Origin of the sequence: Pseudarthrobacter phenanthrenivorans Sphe3, from assembly GCF_000189535.1 — a bacterium.
Lineage (GTDB): Bacteria > Actinomycetota > Actinomycetes > Actinomycetales > Micrococcaceae > Arthrobacter > Arthrobacter phenanthrenivorans.
Map to the genome: position 1 here is coordinate 1,745,191 of NC_015145.1, position 16,453 is coordinate 1,761,643.

Consider the following 16,453-nt stretch of genomic DNA (forward strand, 5'->3'; position numbering starts at 1 on the left):
CCATGACCGCCTTCCTGCTCGACGTGGACACGGGCATCGACGACGCCCTGGCCATCGCCTACCTTGCCGCATTGCCGGACACCGAGTTCGTCTCCGTCACCGCAACCCCCGGAAACGTGGACGCGGACCAGGTTGCCCGCAACACCCTGGCCCTGCTTGAACTGTGCGGCCGGCCCGGGGTGGAGGTGGCCATCGGTGCCCGCGGACCGCTCGCCATTCCGCTGCTGACAACCCCCGAAACCCACGGCCCCCAGGGGATTGGCTACGCCGTCCTGCCGGACCCCGCCGGAGCCGTTTCCGGCCGAAATGCCGTGGACCTGTGGGTGGAGCATGCAAGGGCGCGGCCGGGGGAGCTGACCGCCCTCATCACCGCGCCCCTGACGAACTTCGCCCTCGCCCTGCGGCAGGAACCGCGGCTGCCGGAACTTTTGGCAAAGGTGGTCATCATGGGCGGCAGCTTCTACTACCAGGGGAACACCACACCCACTGCCGAGTGGAACACCCACGTGGATCCGCACGCGGCGAAGGAGGTGTATGCGGCATTTGCAGGCCAGCCGCTGGAGAAGCTGCCGATCGTCTGTTCCCTGGACACCACCGAACGGATGGAACTCCACCCCGCCCATCTCCGGCAGCTGGCGGAGGCGGCGGGGGCGGGAGTTCCAGAGGACGTGCTGCCGGAACAGCCGGAGGGGCTGCACAGCACTTCGGACAACCTGCTCGTCCGGCACCTGTCCGACGCCCTCCGGTTCTACTTCGAGTTCCACCGCCGCTACGACCAGGGCTACCTTGCCCACGTCCACGACTACTTCGCGGCCGGGGTGGCCGCCGGAACCCTGGATTTCCAGGCCCGTCCCGCCGCCGTGGACGTGGAAACCGGCTCGGAAATGCTGATGGGCACCACGGTGGCAGATTTCCGCGGGCTGTGGGGACGGCCGCCGAACGCGCGGGTGGTCTCCCTCAATTATCCCGGGGCGGCCTTCCGTGAGCTGGTGTCCTCCGTGGGCAGGCTGGCCCGGAGCGTCGGGCAGGGCTGAGGCCAGTAGAATGGGCTGCGGACCGGACGGGCGGAATAGCCTGTCCGCAGTTGCCGAGGTGACATAGGCAGCGTTCCTCCGCCCGGCAACGCCGGGCGCTCCCGAAACGCATCCCGAAGGAACCCCATGTCATCGCCCTCCCTGACGTTGCCGTCCCCCGCACCGGCCGCCGCCCGCAGGCGCCGGCTGCTGGAAATCCTCGGCGCCGCGGCCATCGCCGGCACGTACATCTACCTGGTCCTCAACCAGCCCGCTGACATCACCGGGGGACCGGGAAGCGCCTCGGCCCTGATCGCCCTGTCCGGATTCCTTGCCGGGGCCATCCTGTTGATTGTGGCCGTCCTGCCCACCCTGCCCACCTCCACCGTGGTGCTGATTCCTGTGGCGCTGGTGTTGAACATCGTTCTGGGACAGTTCGTTGGCAGCACCCTGGTCCCGTTCTATCTGGACGCGATCGGCACCGTCCTGATCGCGGTCCTGGCCGGCCCGGCGGCCGGTGCGGCCACGGGGGCGCTGAGCAGCATCGTCTGGTCCTTCTTCAACCCCACCGTCCTGCCGTTCGCGGCCGGCGCAGCCCTGATCGGGTGCCTGGCCGGCCTCGCCGCCCGCCACGGAATGTTCCGCCGCTTCTACCTGGCCCCGGTGGCCGGCTTCGCCACCGGCATCCTGGGCGGCGTGGTCTCCGCTCCCGTGGCTGCGTTCGTCTTCGGCGGCACCTCGGGGCTTGCCACGGGGGCGATCGTCAGTGCCTTCCGGTCCATGGGCGACACACTCCTGGCCGCCATCACCAAACAGGCGCTCATTTCCGACCCCATGGACAAGGCCATCGTCTTTACCGTGGTGGCCCTCCTGGTGTACGCATTGCCCCGCCGCATCCGGCTGCAGTTCCCGTTTGTCCGCCGGCACCGTGTGCTGGCCGGCAAAGCGCCCGGCCAGGGCTCCTGATTCCCGTCCCGTGCGGCTTAATCCGCTGACCTCCCTCGCAGCCGCCGGCAGCACCGCAGCCATCACGACGGCGGCCGCCAGCTTGCCGCTGTCCCTCGCCGTCATGGCGGCTGCGGTGGGCGTGTCGGCACGGAGCGGTACCCTGCGCCGCATGCTGCCGGCCGCCGCGGCGGTCCTGGCCCCCCTGGGCTTGTCGCTGCTGCTCATGCACGGGCTGTTCTTCCCGGAGGGACGCAACGTCCTGGCACAGTTTGGACCCGCCCGGGTTACCAGCGAGGGACTCGCCTTCGCCCTCGAACGGGCAGCCCAGCTGGGAGCCGCGGTCCTGGCCCTCCTGGTGTTCTCCTTCGGCGTCACGGTTCCTGACCTGGTGGCGGCACTCCCGGCACGCGGCCTTCGGGGCAGGTTTGCTTTCGTGCTGGCATCCACGCTGACACTGCTGCCGGCCATCATGGCACGCGCCGGACGGATCCGGCAGGCCCAGGAGTCCCGCGGCCTGGTGGTCCGCCGCGGGCTGCTGCACCGGGCCGCTGCCTTTCGGCTGCAGGCAGTGCCGCTGGTGCTGTCCCTCGTGGAGGAGGCAGGAACCCGGGCAGCCGCCCTGGAAGCACGCGGTTTCAGCAACCCGGGTCCGCGAACCAGCTACCGCGAGGTCCCGGATACACGGCGCCAGCAGATGCTTCGCGTGCTTCTGCTGGCTGCTGCAGCAGCCGCGGTTGGAGTACGGCTCTGGCTGGCGGGGGCGGGCCGCCAGGGATGACCGGCCAGCAGGACACCCCGCCCGCCGCCCGGCCCGTACTGTCCGCCGGCATCCGGACGTTCACTTTCCATGACGACGCTGCCCCCGTACTGGAAGGGCTGCAGCTGGACTTCACTCCCGGAACCTTCACGGCCATTCTTGGTCCGTCCGGAAGCGGCAAATCCACGTTGGGCTGGCTGTTGGCCGGGTGGCTGCCGCCTGGAGGCGGGGGTGAATTGAGCGGTTTCCTCGAGCTTGCGGGCACGCGTTTGCAGTTTGGCGGCAACGGCGGCGACCCCCGGATCAATCCGGCCGAGTGGGGGAAGCAGGTGGGCTTCGTTCCCCAGGATCCGGCTGCCGTTCTGTCCACCGTCCGTTCAACGGTTGCCGAAGAACTTGCCTTCGGGCTGGAAAATGCGGCAGTGGACCGGGCAACCATGGTCGCTGCGGTGCAACGGACCGCAGCCCGCCTGGGACTCGCTGAACTCCTGGACCAGGATCCGGCCCGGCTTTCCGGCGGGCAGCTGCGCCGCCTCGCCATTGGCTGCGCCATCATTGCGGACCCGCGGGTGCTGATTATGGATGAGCCCTTCGCGTCACTGGACAGCGACGGGGCGGCCGGGCTGGCGCGCCTGGTGCGGGACCTCGTGAACGGCGGGACCGCCGTCGTCATCCTCAGCCAGGCCATCGACCCGCCGCTCCTTGAGGCACGAACATGGCTGGTCCTGGCGGGCGGCAGGGTTACGGCCAGCGGGACGCCCGCGGCGCTGGCCAAGACTCCGGACCTGCTGCCGCCAGGCATCCTCATGTCCGGGAAAAAGGCCGCCCGCCTGACTCCAGCCGTGCCGCCGGGCAGGGCCGCCGGGCCTGCGGTCGAGCTGCGCGCGGTGTCCTTTGGCTACAGGGCCGCCACCAGCAGAGCCGGGCGCCGGGACCGGGGAGGCAAACCGGCCGGCGGTTTCCGGCACCAGGTGCTGCAGGAAATAACTCTGGCTGTGCACCCCGGCGAGATTGTGGCGGTGACCGGACCCAACGGCGCCGGCAAGTCCACCCTCCTGCGGCACCTGAACGGACTGCTCCGGCCCACGGCCGGGCAGGTCCTGGTCCAGGGGAGGGATATTGCCGGGACGCCGGCGGGCCAGGTGGCGCAAGCGGTGGGGCTGCTGTTCCAGCAGCCCCGGGACCAGCTGTTCGAGCGGACGGTGCTCCGGGAGGTGGGCTTCGGCCTGGACCGGCTGTTCCCCGCAGGGGAAGCCCTGGAACGCGCCCATGATGCACTGGCCTCCGTGGGCCTGGCCGCCGCCGCGCACGCGCATCCGGCTGAACTCCCTGCTTCAAGCCAGCGCCTCCTGGCCCTGGCCACCGTCCTTGCCCGCAGGCCGTCCGTCCTGGCACTGGACGAACCCACCGTGGCGCTCGACGGCTGCGGCCGTGCCGTGCTGGACGCCGCGGTGCGCTCAGCGGCAGGGGCGGGGGCCGCCGTCGTGCTGGTCACGCATGACCTGGACTATGCCCGGGCGGCCGCCCACCGGATGGTAAGGCTCGACGGCGGCCGCCTGGCTTCCTGACTATGCCGGCCGGGATGCCACTCCCGCCGGCAGGAACCGTTTGCCGTTGACGCGTTCAGAGGCGCCCACCCGGTCGAGGTACGGGGTGATGCCGCCAAGGAACATCGGCCAGCCGGCGCCAAGGATCATGCAGAGGTCGATGTCCTCAGGCCCTGCGACCACGCCTTCCTGGAGCATCAGCCCGATTTCCTCCGCGAGTGCATCCTGGGTGCGCTGCAGCACCTGCTCCGGAGCGGAGGGGCTGGTGCCGAAGGACATCAGGGCCAGGGTGGATTCCGGGATTTCCTTCGATCCGTCCGGACCGGTCACCCAGAGGGACTTCACGCCGTTGTCGATGAGCTTTTGCAGGTTGGCCGATACCTTGAAGCGTTCGCCGAAGGCGGCGTGCAGCGACTCCTGGACGTGCTGGGCCACGGGCAGGCCCACCATGGCGCCCAGGGTGAAGGGCGTCATGGGCAGGCCCATGGGGCGGAGGGCGTTATCCGCGACGTCGGCGGGGGTGCCCTCGTCAAAGGCTGCCGTCACCTCGCCCATGAGCCGCAGGAGGACCCGGTTCACCACGAAGGCCGCGGCGTCCTTGACCAGTACGGCAGTCTTTTTCAGGCCCTTGGCAAGTTCGAACGCGGTGGCCAGCACGGCGTCGTCCGTCTTCGGGGCACGGACGATTTCCAGCAGCGGCATCACGGCCACCGGGTTGAAGAAGTGGAAGCCCACCACGCGCTCCGGGTGCTGCAGGTCCTCCGCCATGGCAGTGACGGACAGCGACGAGGTGTTGGTGGCCAGGATGCAGTCCGGAGCCACGATGGTTTCCAGTTCGCCAAAAACCTGTTTCTTGACGTTGAGCTCTTCAAAGACGGCTTCGATGACGAAGTCGGCGTCCGCGAACACGTCCTTCGACACAGAGCCGGTCACCAGGGCTTTTGTCCGGTTGGCGGCGTCCTGGCTGATCCGCTTCCTGCCCAGGAGCTTGTCCACTTCGGCGTGGACGTAGTCTACGCCCTTGTCCACCCTGGCCTGGTCAATGTCGGTCATGACCACGGGGACTTTGAGCTGCCGGGCGAACAGCAATGCCAGCTGGCTTGCCATCAGCCCGGCTCCCACCACACCCACCTTGGTGACCGGACGGGCCAGCTTACGGTCCGGGGCGCCGGCGGGACGCTTGGAGCGCTTCTGCACGAGGTCCAGGAAGGCGTACACCGTGGACCGGAACTCGTCAGTCTGCATCAGTTCCGCGAGGGTTTCGCATTCCAGCGCAGCCGATTCCGCCTGGGTCATGGTGCGGTTCGCCTCAAGGATGTCCAGGACCTTCCCGGGTGCGGGAGCCGCGTTGGAGGTCTTCGCTTCCACGAATTCCCGTCCTGCCGCGACGGCGGCAGCCCACTTTTCCGCCGTTGCGGGATCAACGGGGTCGACGGCGTTGGCACGTTCCGGAACCACCCCACCGGAGATGACTCCCGCGGCCCAGGCCAGGGACTGCTCCAGGAAGTCGGCCGGCTCGAACAGGGCGTCGGCGATGCCGAGGCCGAAAGCCTGGGAGCCGGTCAGGGGCCTGTTGTTGCTGAGCGGGTTTTCAATCATCACCTTCACGGCGTTCTCCGGCCCGATCAGGCGGGGCAGCAGATACACGCCGCCCCAGCCGGGCACCAGGCCCAGGAAGGCTTCCGGAAGCGCCAGCGTGCCGGCTCCCGTGGAGACGGTGCGGTAGGTGGCCTGCAGCGCGATTTCGAGGCCGCCGCCCAGGGCAGCGCCGTTAATGAAGGCGAAACTGGGAACGCCAAGGTTTGCGAGGGTTGCGTAAACGTCATGGCCCAGCTGCGCCATCCACAGCCCGTGCTCGCGCTTGTCCAGGTTCTTGACGGCGGAAAGGTCTGCGCCGGCTACCAGGTAATAGGGTTTGCCCGTCACTCCGACGCCCACGATTTCGCCACGGGCGGCGCGCTCCCGGAGGCCCTCCAGCACGGTGCCGAGCTCTACCAGGGTGTTGGGGCCCAGCGTGGTGGGCTTGGAATGGTCCAGGCCGTTGTCCAGGGTGATGAGGGCCAAGGTGCCGGGGCTTGGCTTTCCTGCCGGTGCCGGCAGCTCGATGTCCTGGACGTACGAGTGTGTGACTGTCTCGTTCGGGAACAGGTCGGCAAGCTTGGTGAAATCTGCGGCGCTCATGCGGCTCCTTCGGATGCGGTGCGGGTGGCGGCAGCGGAGTTCTGCGGCCGGGTTCCGCTGTAGTCGGTGTGGTGCGGGTTTTCCCAGATCACGGTGGCTCCCATGCCCAGGCCCACGCACATGGTGGTGATGCCGTACCGGACGGAGGGGTCCTCCTGGAACTGCCGGGCCAGCTGGGTCATCAGCCGCACCCCGGAGGACGCAAGGGGGTGGCCCACGGCGATCGCTCCTCCGTAGCGGTTGACCCGGGGGTCGTCGTCGGCAATGCCAAAGTGCTCCAGGAAGCTCAGCACCTGGACGGCAAAAGCCTCGTTGATTTCGAACAGTCCGATGTCTTCGATGCCGAGCCCGGCGTTTTGCAGGGCCCTCTCGGTGGCCGGGACGGGGCCGATGCCCATGACCTCCGGTTCGACGCCGGCGTATGCGTAGCTGACCAGGCGCATCTTGGCGGGCAGCCCCAGCTCGGCGGCAGCATCGGCGGAGGCCAGGACGGCGGCAGTGGCCCCGTCGTTCAGGCCGGCGGCGTTGCCGGCAGTGACGCGGCCGTGGGGGCGGAACGGGGTCCGCAGCGCTGCCAGGTCGGCCATGGTGGTGCTGGGCCGGGGTGGTTCATCCACTGAGTTCAGGGTCCAGCCCTGGCCGGGCTTCAGGGTCGCCACAGGCACAAGGTCCGGCTGGATGCTGCCGGCACGGCGGGCCGCATCGAATTTGGCCTGGGAGGCCACGGCGTACGCATCCGTCCGATCCTTGGTGATGGACGGGAAGCGGTCGTGCAGGTTCTCTGCCGTGTTGCCCATGTTGAGGGCCGCAGGGTCCACCAGCCGCTCGGACATGAAGCGCGGATTGGGGTCGGTGCCGGAACCCATCGGGTGATTGCCCATGTGCTCAACACCGCCGGCCACCACCACGTCATACGCTCCGAAGCCGATGCCGCCTGCCGTTGCGGTGACAGCGGTCATGGCACCGGCGCACATCCGGTCGATGGCGAACCCGGGAACCGTCCTGGGCAGCCCCGCGAGCAGGGCCGCTGTGCGGCCGAGGGTCAGGCCCTGGTCTCCGGTCTGGGTGGTGGCAGCGATGGCCACCTCGTCAATCCGCTCCGGCGGCAGCGACGGGTTGCGGCGCAGCAGTTCCCGGATGCATTTCACTATCAGGTCATCTGCCCGCGTGCCGGCATAGATCCCCTTGTCCCCCGCCCTCCCGAATGGTGTGCGGAGGCCGTCCACAAAGACGACGTCCCGGACTGTGCGCATGGCTGCGCCGTTTCCCTGGTGGCTCACGTGTTACTCCTCATTGAGACGTAGGCGCCGGTAGCGCGCCGCCCTCCGCTATTGGCGCGGCGGCAATACCCTCGATGTTACTCGCGAGTAACTTAGCCTGCAAGGCCCCGGATTAGCGGCACCCTCTCTCACTTAATGCCCCTTTTTTGCCGACGCTCTCTCACGTGCGTTAGGTAAGTGAGAGAGCGATGCCGGAATGTACGCATCAAGTGAGAGAGCGTCTGGGGGTCGGGGTGGGAGTCCGGGGCCGCAAAGGAGCGGTGCAGCCTACTGCCCGGCCGGAGCGGCGTCGGGTTTCGGTTCCTTGGCGGGCAGTGGCTGCGGGTGGAGGAAGGCCCCGGCAATGAGCGGCGCAACCAGTTCCACCTGCCACTCGCGGGCGCCCAGGGCACGGAGCTCCGAAGCTACTGTTGCTTCGCTGATGATGGCCGGCGGCCGCCAGGCCACCCGCCGCAGGTAATCGGGAGTAAGCAGGTTCTCCAGCGGCAGGCTCAACGCTTCTGCCTTGGCCTGCAGCAGGGGCCGTGCCGTGGCCAGGCGGGCCGCGGCTTCTGGGTCCCGGTCGGCCCAGACCCGGGGCGGGGGCGGTGCGTTCGTGGGCAGGTGCAGCGGCGGGAGTTCCTCGAGGTCCCGGGCTGCGGCGATGCAGCGGAGCCAGCGGGGGGCTTCACGTTGCGCGGCCCGGCCATGGAATCCCTTGGTTCCCAGCAGCTGTGGCACAGTGGAGGGCATCGCCTTGGCTGCCGCCACGAGTGCGGAGTCCGGAATCAGCCTCCCGGGCGCCACATCCCGTTTCTGGGCCAGCGAGTCACGCTCCAGCCACAGCTCCCGCACGGCAGCCAGCTGCCGGCGGTCCCGGATCTGGTGCAGGCCCGAGGTCTTGCGCCAAGGATCCACGCGGGCCGGAGGCAGTCCCGCGGCCAGGATCGCCGCGAATTCCTGTTCGGCGTACTCCAGTTTTCCGTCGGCCTGGAGGAGTTCGATGAGTTCCTCCCGCAGCTCCGTCAGGACCTCGACGTCCAGTGCGGCGTACCGCAGCCAGGGCTCGGGCAGCGGCCGGGTGGACCAGTCGGCTGCGGAGTGTTCCTTGGCCAGCCCGAAACCGAGCAGTTGTTCGATGACGGCGGCGAGGCCCACCCGCGGCAGTCCCGCAAGCCGGGCGGCCAGTTCGGTGTCAAAGAGCTTGTCCGGCCACATCCCGAGTTCGGAGAGGCAGGGCAGGTCCTGGCTGGCAGCGTGCAGGATCCATTCCACACCCCGCAGGGCCTCGTTAATGATGTCCAGGTTTTCGAAGGGTTCGGGATCGATCAGCCAGGTTCCCGCACCCTCGCGCCGGATCTGCACCAGGAACGCGCGCTGGCCGTAGCGGAACCCGGATGCCCGCTCCGCATCAACCCCTGCCGGTCCCGTCCCGGCGGCAATGGCCGCGGCGCAACGCTCCAGGCCGGACTGCGTTTCGATGACCAGCGGAACACCGTCCCGGGGTGAAGCGAGTTCGATAATTTCGGGGATGGGGCTGTCGAAGCCTTCCACCGTGATGTGGGGTGCGGTATCAGCAGCCGGGACGCCGGCCGTGGTGTTTTCCGGAATGTTTGGGGTCATGGTGCCTTCAGTTTACCGGCCGGCCGCCGGGAGGGCTTTCCGCCGTCCCTGGCTGCCGGCGCGGTGCCGTTGCCCGCAGCACACTGGCGTCAGTTCCGACGGCGGTGCGGCAGGGGTGTCACGCCGTCCGGCAGGGGCGGCAGGCCGGCAAAGGTGCACACCATGTCGGACCAGGCCTCCAGGTGGGAGCGGACGTCCGGGGTGGCCGGGGTCCAGGAGGCACGGAGTTCGATGTCGATGGACCCGGGCCGCCCTGCCAGGGTGCCGAAGCTCTCGGAGAGGACCCGGGTGGCGGTTCCGCCTGCCGCGCGGTATGGCGCCTTGTGGTTTTCCAGCGCCTCCACCAGCCAGGTCCAGGCAACGGTGCCGAGCATCTCGTCGTTGCCCATCTCGGGTTCCAGCTCTGCACGGATGTAGGTCACGATCCGGAATTCACCGTCCCAGACTTCGGATCCTTCGGGGTCGTGGAGCAGGATGAAGCGGCCAGTGGCCAGTTCCGTCCCGGCGTCGTCTTCCGTTCCGGACGCGGCGGCCATGGCCATGGCGGCGGGGCCGTGCAGGGGAGTGCCGGCGGTACCGGCTCCGGGGGCAAAGACTTCCGCGCCCAGGGCCACGGCGAAAGGCGCAAGCCGGGCCGGCGCCGGGATCTCCGCCAGGTGGAGTTCCCGGCGGCACTGGGCTTTCCTGAGGGTTCCCAAGGCGTGAAGAAAATCCGGGGGAACCTGGTCAAGTGCGTTCACCATCGCAGGTTACGCAACCTGGCCTGGCATGGCCGGTAGGCTCGCCGCCGGCAGCTAGGCGGACTGTCCGCCGGCTGCGCCATCCGGGTGCCTCCGGAGTTCGTCGCGGAGTGCGGCAACAAAGGAATCCACATCCTCTTCCGTGGTGTCGAAGGAGCACATCCAGCGCACCTCCCTGGTGGCCTCGTTCCAGTCGTAGAACCGGAACGAGGCCCGCAGCCTGTCCGCCACGCCTTCGGGAAGGATAGCGAACACGCCGTTGGATTCAGTCTTCTGGGTGGGCTGCACCCCGTCGATGATGTCGACGGCGGCACGGAGCCGGGCGGCCATGGCATTGGCATGCGCGGCGGACCGCAGCCACAGGTCGCCTTCAAGGAGCGCGATGAACTGGGCGGACATGAAGCGCATCTTCGATGCCAGCTGCATGTTCATCTTGCGCAGGTAAATGAGCCCGTGGGCGGCTTCCGGGTTCAGGGCCACCACCACTTCGCCGAAGAGCAGGCCGTTCTTGGTGCCGCCGAAGGACAGGATGTCCACACCGGCGTCCCGGGTGAACGCGCGCAGCGGGACCTGCAGGTGGGCGGCGGCGTTGGCCAGCCGGGCGCCGTCCATGTGGAGCTTCATCCCCTTGGCATGGACGTGGTCAGCGATGGCACGAACTTCCTCGGCGGTATAGCAGGTGCCAAGCTCGGTTGTTTGGGTGATGGAAACAGCCAGCGGCTGGGCCCGGTGCTCGTCGCCCCAGCCCCACGCCTCGCGATCGATCAGTTCGGGCGTGAGCTTGCCGTCCGGCGTCGGCACCTGGAGGAGCTTGATGCCGCCGACGCGCTCGGGGGCGCCGTTTTCGTCCATGTTGATGTGGGCGGTGGAGGCACACACCACTGCTCCCCACCGTGGCAGCAGGGACTGCAGTGACAGGACATTGGCGCCGGTGCCGTTGAAGACGGGAAAGCACTCGATGCCGGTTCCGAAATGGTCCTCCATCAGTTCCTGCAGCCTGGCTGTGTAGTCGTCCTCGCCATAGGAGACCTGGTGGCCGTCGTTGGCTGCGGCGAGGGCGGCGAGGACCTCCGGATGCACGCCGGAGTAGTTGTCCGAGGCGAAGCCCCGGACGTTGGGATCGTGGAGGCGGATTCCGGCCGCAGTTTCAGCGGTTGTTGTCATGGCTTTGCTCACGCTTTCAGTCTAGGTAACTCTTGCAGGGCTGCACTGTCACTCCGCCAGCAGCAGCCGCCGGCCGTTCAGGTCGCCGGCCGGTGCCTCAAACAGTCCGACGACGGCGCGCGCCAGGTCTGCCACCTCCGTGGCGCCGGGGAAGGACCGCTCAGGGTGGCTGCGGCGCAGCCCGTCGTCCACCAGGGCTTTGACCACCAGGACGACGGCGGCTGCCTGGCGGGCGTCGTCCGCGCCGCTTCCGTCGCGGGGAGCCGCCCGGCGGAAGCCGTCCGCAATCGCCATGGTCCACGCTTCGGCGGCCGCTTTCGCGGCAACGTAACTGGCCGTTCCTGCGGTCGGCCTGTCCACTGCGGTGGAGGACACGATGGCGAAGCGGCCTGTTGGGGAGGCTGCGACGTCGTCGTAGAAAACGCGTGAGACGTTGCGAAGCGTGGTGATGGCTCCCCGCTCCAGGAAGTCCCAGTCGTCGTCGCTCTGGTCGGTGATGCCTTGCGCGCCGCGCCAGCCGCCCACCAGGTGGATCACCGCGTCAATGCTGCCGCCGGCAGCGGCCGAAACGTCTTTCCGCAACTGCCGGACCTCACCAAGCCTGCTGAGGTCGCAGACGAAGGGAGCGACGCCGTCGCCCGCCTGTCCTGCAGCTGCCTTGATCCTGGCCAGGTCGGAACCGACGGTGAAGACGCAGTGTCCTGCGGCGTGCAGTGCCCGGGCCACAGCGATGCCGGACGCCCCGCTGCCGCCCGTGACCAGGATGTTGGCCGGGCGGTTCACTGTGCGGTGGCCAGGGCGGTGGCGCCGGTGATGCCGGCCGTGGATTCGATGACGGGCCGCATCTTCTTCTCCAGTGCTTCGTAGAACATGGACAGCGGGAATTCGTCGTCGAGCACCTGGTCCGTCAGCCCGCGCGGCGGTCCCGCCAGCGGCAGGGCCTGTGGTCCCTGTGCCCAGACCGATGCCGGGTGCGGCGTGACCGTCGCGGAGATCAGCTCGTAGGCAGCGAGCCAGTGGGCGGTCTTAGGGCGGTCGATGGAGCGCCAGTAAAGATCGTCGATGCTGGCACCCAGGGCGATGACGGCGTTGGGTACCTCGTCCCAGTCAATGGTGAGCCGGGTGTCCGTCCAGTGCAGGACGCGCTGCTGGTGCAGCCAGGCGAAGAGGAGTTGCCCGCCCAGGCCGTCGTAATTGCGGACCCGGCTGCCCGTGATCGCGAAGCGGAAGATGCGGTCGAAGATGATGGCGTACTGCACCAGTTTGGCGTGGCGCCGGGCCTCGGGGTCGGCGTCCTCGTTGTGCTCGATGCGCACTGACTCACGGAAAGCGGTCAGGTCGCAACGCAGTTCTTCCAGGGAATACAGGAAGAAGGGCATCCGCTGCTTGATCATGAACGGATCGAACGGCAGGTCGCCGCGCATATGCGTCCGGTCGTGGATCAGGTCCCACATGACGAACGTCGCCTCGGTGAGGTCCTGGTCCGCGAGCAACTCCGCCGCCCCTTCGGGCAGCTCAAGGGACGTGGTTTCGGCCGCGGCTTTCAGGACGCGGCGGAACCTGGCGGCCTCACGGTCAGCGAAGATGGCTCCCCATGTGAAGGTGGGGGTCCTGCTGACCGCCACCGTCTCGGGGAACAGCACGGCCGAGTTTGTGTCATAGCCGGCGGTGAAGTCCACGAAGCGGATGGGGACGAACAGCTTGTTCGAGTAGTCCCCGGCCTCCAGCCCGGCAATGAATTCTGGCCAGATGACTTCCACCAGTACCGCCTCAACCAGGCGGCTGCTGCTGCCGTTCTGCGTGTACATGGGGAAGACCACCAGGTGCTGGAGGCCGTCCCGGCGCTGCTCCTGTGGCTGGAAGGCCAGCAGGGAGGACAGGAAATCGGGGGTGCCGAATCCGGCGTCCGCCCAGGCGGCGAAGTCCACGCAGACTGCTTCCAGGTAGGCGGCGTCATGTGGAAAGGCAGGGGTGAGGGAGCGGACGGCGTTGACCAGGCCGCTGACGCACGCCGCCGCCTCAGCATGGGCGGCAGGATCCGGGATGGACCCGTCCTGGGCCTGGAGGTGCTGGATGGCAGTGGCGGCGGCCTTGAGCCGCAGCCAGTCCTGGTTATCCGCGGAAATCCCGGTCACGGCGGTGGTCAGGGTTTCGGTCATCGTCGGCTGCCTTTCTGGTTGCTTGCTAACTAAGGGGAGCGTAGCAAGCAACCAGCAGGGCTAATGCGAAAAAGCGTTGAGCCTAAGAAAAGCTGTGCCTCAGGGCCGTTCTTGGGCCGTGGAGACGGTGCTTCCCTAAGGGCTCAGGAATCGTCCCCTGGCCCGCTGACCTGTGGATCTTCCGCCGGAACCAGCCGGATGGAGACCGAGTTGATGCAGTAGCGCTGGTCGGTAGGAGTACCGTAGCCCTCGCCTTCAAAGACGTGCCCCAGGTGCGAGTCGCAGGCGGCGCAGCGAACCTCAACGCGGTCCATTCCCAGCGTCCGGTCGTGGATGTAGCGGACGTTGCCCTCGGCCAGCGGAGCCCAGAAGGACGGCCAGCCGCAGTGGGAATCGAACTTTTCGTTGCTGGTAAACAGTTCTGCGCCACAGGCGCGGCATTGGTAGACGCCGGCGGTGTGGGTGTCCCAGTATTCGCCGGTAAACGGACGCTCGGTCCCCGCCTGCCGGAGGACATGGTATTCCTCCGGCGTCAGTTCCTCGCGCCACTCGGCGTCGGTCTTGGCAACCTTGGCAGCGGGCGAACCGGCCGGTGCTGCCTCCGGCGCCGTGGTGGACAAATCTGTGGCGTTGTGTCCGAAAATGCTGTTTCCGAAGATGCTCATAGTGTGGTCAACGCTCAGGAGTCGCCGATAAATCCCGAGCCTGCATACAGGTGGAGCACCGGCACGCCGAGCTGGTCCTGCGCCTTATTCGCCCAGTCCGTGTGGAAGGTGTCTGCTACGGCGTGGGGCCGGGTAATCACCACGGCCTGGGCGGCGCCGGTCTCGCGGACCTTGGCCACCAGTCCCTCCACGGCCCCGCCATCCACCACCTCGCCGCTGACGCCCGAGCCAAGCCCCTCCAGCGCCGTCAGCGACACAGCGAGGGTCTCTGCTGCCTGTGCCCGCTCCTGGGCAGGGTCCGGCGCGTGCGCCGTCAACTCACGGAAGGCTTTGGCGATGTCCAGCATCGAGAGGTTTTCGAGGAAGTCCACCAGCAGGTGCCGCTCGGTGTTTGCCGGCACCAGCACCACCAGGCGGGTTGCCGCTCCGTCCACCAGGCGTTCGATGTTCCGGCGGTCGTCCGCCCCCAGGGGTTCTTCGGTCAGGATGACGATGGGTTCACTCATGGGCCTAGCCTAGTCCTGCGCGGTGCCCCTGCGCATGAGGCTCCCCACACGGGCGGACAGGCGCTGGAAGTGTCCGTAGAGTACGGGCTTCGGTGCCGGGGCAGTAACAATAGTTCCATGGCACTTTTCGATCGAACCCCACCGGCCCCCGTCCACAGCCCCCCGGATTCCGGCGGAATGTCGGCGCGGGCAAAGTGGGCAATCGGCGGGGCAATCGGCGGCGGCAGCGTGGCGGGGCTCCTGGCCACGGGTTCGTCGGCGCTCGCCGTCTACTTCGCCCGGAGGGTCATCACCCCGGCCCGGCAGCGTACCGCCGACCAGGAAGTGCTCGCCGTCATCAGGGACGGCCAGCGGCACCACGCCATCTTTGCCGCTACCGGGGACACCACGGTGGACGGAGTTTACGGGTTCTTTTTCGACGGCGGGAAAGGGCACGCCCGGATCGGCCGCATCGTCTCCTACTCCCCGGCGGACCGTACGGTCCTTCGGGAGGTGGAGGCGGTCTACGCAGGCGACCTCTCCTCAGCCCGCCGTGGCTGGTGGAGCGGGGCCATCCATCCGGACCCTGCCGCCGTCGGAATCCCCTACGAAGATGTGCTGATCGACGTGGACCGCGGGCAGGCGCCGGCCTGGCTGGTCCGCGCCGGCGGGACCGCCCGTACCTGGGCCGTGATGGTGCACGGCCGCGGTGCCACCCGGCAGGAGGCGCTGCGGGCAGTGGGCCCGGCGCTGGAGCTGGGACTCACCAGCTTGCTGGTTTCCTACCGCAACGATGGCCTGGCGCCGTCGGCCGACGACGGACGCTACGGCCTGGGCTCCACGGAGTGGCGCGACATCGAGGCAGCCATCGAATATGCGCTGGCCAATGGTGCGGAAGAGGTTGTGCTGTTCGGGTGGTCCATGGGCGGCGCCATTTGCCTCCAAACCGCAGACCTGTCCCGCTTCCGGCACCTGATCCGCGCCATGGTCCTCGACGCGCCCGTTACGGACTGGGTGAACGTCCTCGCGCACCACGCCCAGCTGAACAGGATTCCCTCGCTGGTGGGCAGGTACGGCCAGCTCATGCTCGGCCACCCCCTGGGGCGCCGGCTCACCGGGTTGTCCGCGCCTGTTGACCTGAAGGCGATGGACTGGGTGTCCCGGGCCGTGGAGTTGCGGACGCCCACGCTGATCCTGCACAGCGTGGATGACGAGTACGTGCCCTACGGCCCCTCCGCGCAGCTGGCCGAACGCAACCCGGAAATGGTGACGTTCGAGCCCTTCCAGCGGGCCCGGCACACCAAGGAATGGAATGTGGACCGGGAGCGCTGGGAAAGCCGGGTCAAGGCGTGGCTGCGGCAACAGTTGGCACCCAGGCTGAATCCGGGCGCTCTGGCTTCACCCGCCGTGCCCGCCCAATGAACTGATGGCTGCGGTGCTGGCGCCGGTGAGGCGGACCAGGTCGGCGGGCGCCAGTTCGATGTCCAGGCCGCGCTTTCCGCCGGAAACCAGCAGTGTGTCCAGCGCCAGGGCGCTGGAGTCCAGCACAGTGGGGGAGGGCAGCCGCTGGCCAAGCGGGGAAATGCCGCCGAGCACGTAGCCCGTCCGCCGCTGCGCCGCTGCGGGATCAGCCATGGCCGCTTTCTTGGCGCCCATGGCTGCCGCGAATGCCTTCAGGTCAAGGCTTCCGCTGACCGGTACGATGCCCACGGCCAGCCTGCCTTCCACCTCCACCATCAGGGTCTTGAAGACCTTCGACGGGTCCATGCCCAGCGCCTCGGCCGCTTCAATGCCGTAGCTGGCAACGGAGGGGTCGTGGGCATAGGGATGCAGCACAAAGGAAACCCCGGCCGCGGCCAGTGCCGCTGTTGCCGGGGTTCCCTGTGCCGCGTTCCTGCGAGCCATGAATGCC

General features: G+C 68.2%; 15 protein-coding genes. 5 read left to right on the top strand and 10 right to left on the bottom strand.

Annotated features, from left to right (window positions below; all coding sequences use genetic code 11):
* The first annotated feature begins 2 nt into the window (after positions 1–2).
* From ASPHE3_RS08010 to ASPHE3_RS08025, 4 genes are all read left to right on the top strand, one after another.
* A complete protein-coding gene (locus ASPHE3_RS08010; protein ID WP_013600725.1) occupies positions 3–1,034 on the top strand; it encodes a nucleoside hydrolase in 1,032 nt (343 codons plus the stop codon).
* 126 nt (positions 1,035–1,160) lie between these two features.
* Complete coding sequence (locus ASPHE3_RS08015) at positions 1,161–1,979, top strand: hypothetical protein (protein ID WP_013600726.1); 819 nt, start codon at positions 1,161–1,163, stop codon at positions 1,977–1,979.
* A 10-nt stretch (positions 1,980–1,989) separates the two neighbouring features.
* Positions 1,990–2,739 carry an energy-coupling factor transporter transmembrane component T gene (locus tag ASPHE3_RS08020; protein WP_041652028.1) on the top strand — a complete coding sequence of 250 codons (750 nt, stop codon included), beginning with the start codon at positions 1,990–1,992 and terminating at the stop codon, positions 2,737–2,739.
* On the top strand, positions 2,736–4,286 hold the full coding sequence (locus tag ASPHE3_RS08025) for an ABC transporter ATP-binding protein (protein WP_013600728.1): 1,551 nt from the start codon (positions 2,736–2,738) through the stop codon (positions 4,284–4,286). The genes ASPHE3_RS08020 and ASPHE3_RS08025 overlap by 4 nt, the downstream gene beginning before the upstream one ends.
* Here the strand turns inward: ASPHE3_RS08025 and ASPHE3_RS08030 are convergent, their stop codons facing one another.
* The 9 genes from ASPHE3_RS08030 to ASPHE3_RS08070 form a co-directional block, all read right to left on the bottom strand.
* Complete coding sequence (locus ASPHE3_RS08030) at positions 4,287–6,446, bottom strand: 3-hydroxyacyl-CoA dehydrogenase NAD-binding domain-containing protein (protein ID WP_013600729.1); 2,160 nt, start codon at positions 6,444–6,446, stop codon at positions 4,287–4,289.
* Positions 6,443–7,726: a thiolase family protein gene (locus tag ASPHE3_RS08035; protein ID WP_013600730.1), complete on the bottom strand. Its 1,284-nt coding sequence runs from the start codon at positions 7,724–7,726 to the stop codon at positions 6,443–6,445. The genes ASPHE3_RS08030 and ASPHE3_RS08035 overlap by 4 nt, the downstream gene beginning before the upstream one ends.
* A gap of 267 nt (positions 7,727–7,993) precedes the next feature.
* Positions 7,994–9,328, bottom strand: a complete 1,335-nt coding sequence (locus ASPHE3_RS08040; RefSeq protein WP_013600731.1) for an HRDC domain-containing protein — start codon at positions 9,326–9,328, stop codon at positions 7,994–7,996.
* An 89-nt stretch (positions 9,329–9,417) separates the two neighbouring features.
* The gene (locus ASPHE3_RS08045; RefSeq protein ID WP_013600732.1) at positions 9,418–10,071 is read right to left on the bottom strand and encodes a DUF3000 domain-containing protein; all 654 of its coding nucleotides are present in this window, start codon (positions 10,069–10,071) and stop codon (positions 9,418–9,420) included.
* 51 nt (positions 10,072–10,122) lie between these two features.
* Positions 10,123–11,232 carry a threonine aldolase family protein gene (locus tag ASPHE3_RS08050; protein ID WP_041652684.1) on the bottom strand — a complete coding sequence of 370 codons (1,110 nt, stop codon included), beginning with the start codon at positions 11,230–11,232 and terminating at the stop codon, positions 10,123–10,125.
* A 48-nt stretch (positions 11,233–11,280) separates the two neighbouring features.
* The gene (locus ASPHE3_RS08055; protein WP_013600734.1) at positions 11,281–12,015 is read right to left on the bottom strand and encodes an SDR family oxidoreductase; all 735 of its coding nucleotides are present in this window, start codon (positions 12,013–12,015) and stop codon (positions 11,281–11,283) included.
* The gene (locus ASPHE3_RS08060; protein ID WP_013600735.1) at positions 12,012–13,391 is read right to left on the bottom strand and encodes a DUF6421 family protein; all 1,380 of its coding nucleotides are present in this window, start codon (positions 13,389–13,391) and stop codon (positions 12,012–12,014) included. Before ASPHE3_RS08060 ends, ASPHE3_RS08055 begins: the two co-directional genes overlap by 4 nt.
* 143 nt (positions 13,392–13,534) lie before the next feature.
* The gene (gene msrB / locus ASPHE3_RS08065; RefSeq protein ID WP_013600736.1) at positions 13,535–14,056 is read right to left on the bottom strand and encodes a peptide-methionine (R)-S-oxide reductase MsrB; all 522 of its coding nucleotides are present in this window, start codon (positions 14,054–14,056) and stop codon (positions 13,535–13,537) included.
* 14 nt (positions 14,057–14,070) lie between these two features.
* A complete protein-coding gene (locus tag ASPHE3_RS08070) occupies positions 14,071–14,562 on the bottom strand; it encodes a hypothetical protein (protein WP_013600737.1) in 492 nt (163 codons plus the stop codon).
* A gap of 117 nt (positions 14,563–14,679) precedes the next feature.
* Between ASPHE3_RS08070 and ASPHE3_RS08075 the strand changes: the two genes are divergently transcribed.
* The gene (locus ASPHE3_RS08075) at positions 14,680–15,963 is read left to right on the top strand and encodes an alpha/beta hydrolase family protein (RefSeq protein WP_041652029.1); all 1,284 of its coding nucleotides are present in this window, start codon (positions 14,680–14,682) and stop codon (positions 15,961–15,963) included.
* On the opposite strand, the gene ybaK is transcribed toward ASPHE3_RS08075, so the two are convergent.
* Positions 15,940–16,446, bottom strand: coding sequence for a Cys-tRNA(Pro) deacylase (ybaK, locus tag ASPHE3_RS08080; protein ID WP_013600739.1), 507 nt, complete (start codon positions 16,444–16,446; stop codon positions 15,940–15,942). The two genes, ASPHE3_RS08075 and ybaK, sit on opposite strands and share 24 nt — an antisense overlap.
* Positions 16,447–16,453 lie beyond the last annotated feature (7 nt).

Bases quoted from the DNA above. Each gene is read 5' to 3' on its own strand.
- ASPHE3_RS08050 (WP_041652684.1), bottom strand. From the start codon at position 11,232: ATGACAACAACCGCTGAAACTGCGGCCGGAATCCGCCTCCACGATCCC.
- ASPHE3_RS08010 (WP_013600725.1), top strand. From the start codon at position 3: ATGACCGCCTTCCTGCTCGACGTGGACACGGGCATCGACGACGCCCTG.
- ASPHE3_RS08060 (WP_013600735.1), bottom strand. From the start codon at position 13,391: ATGACCGAAACCCTGACCACCGCCGTGACCGGGATTTCCGCGGATAAC.
- ybaK (WP_013600739.1), bottom strand. From the start codon at position 16,446: ATGGCTCGCAGGAACGCGGCACAGGGAACCCCGGCAACAGCGGCACTG.
- ASPHE3_RS08025 (WP_013600728.1), top strand. From the start codon at position 2,736: ATGACCGGCCAGCAGGACACCCCGCCCGCCGCCCGGCCCGTACTGTCC.
- msrB (WP_013600736.1), bottom strand. From the start codon at position 14,056: ATGAGCATCTTCGGAAACAGCATTTTCGGACACAACGCCACAGATTTG.
- ASPHE3_RS08070 (WP_013600737.1), bottom strand. From the start codon at position 14,562: ATGAGTGAACCCATCGTCATCCTGACCGAAGAACCCCTGGGGGCGGAC.
- ASPHE3_RS08015 (WP_013600726.1), top strand. From the start codon at position 1,161: ATGTCATCGCCCTCCCTGACGTTGCCGTCCCCCGCACCGGCCGCCGCC.
- ASPHE3_RS08030 (WP_013600729.1), bottom strand. From the start codon at position 6,446: ATGAGCGCCGCAGATTTCACCAAGCTTGCCGACCTGTTCCCGAACGAG.
- ASPHE3_RS08045 (WP_013600732.1), bottom strand. From the start codon at position 10,071: ATGGTGAACGCACTTGACCAGGTTCCCCCGGATTTTCTTCACGCCTTG.
- ASPHE3_RS08075 (WP_041652029.1), top strand. From the start codon at position 14,680: ATGGCACTTTTCGATCGAACCCCACCGGCCCCCGTCCACAGCCCCCCG.
- ASPHE3_RS08040 (WP_013600731.1), bottom strand. From the start codon at position 9,328: ATGACCCCAAACATTCCGGAAAACACCACGGCCGGCGTCCCGGCTGCT.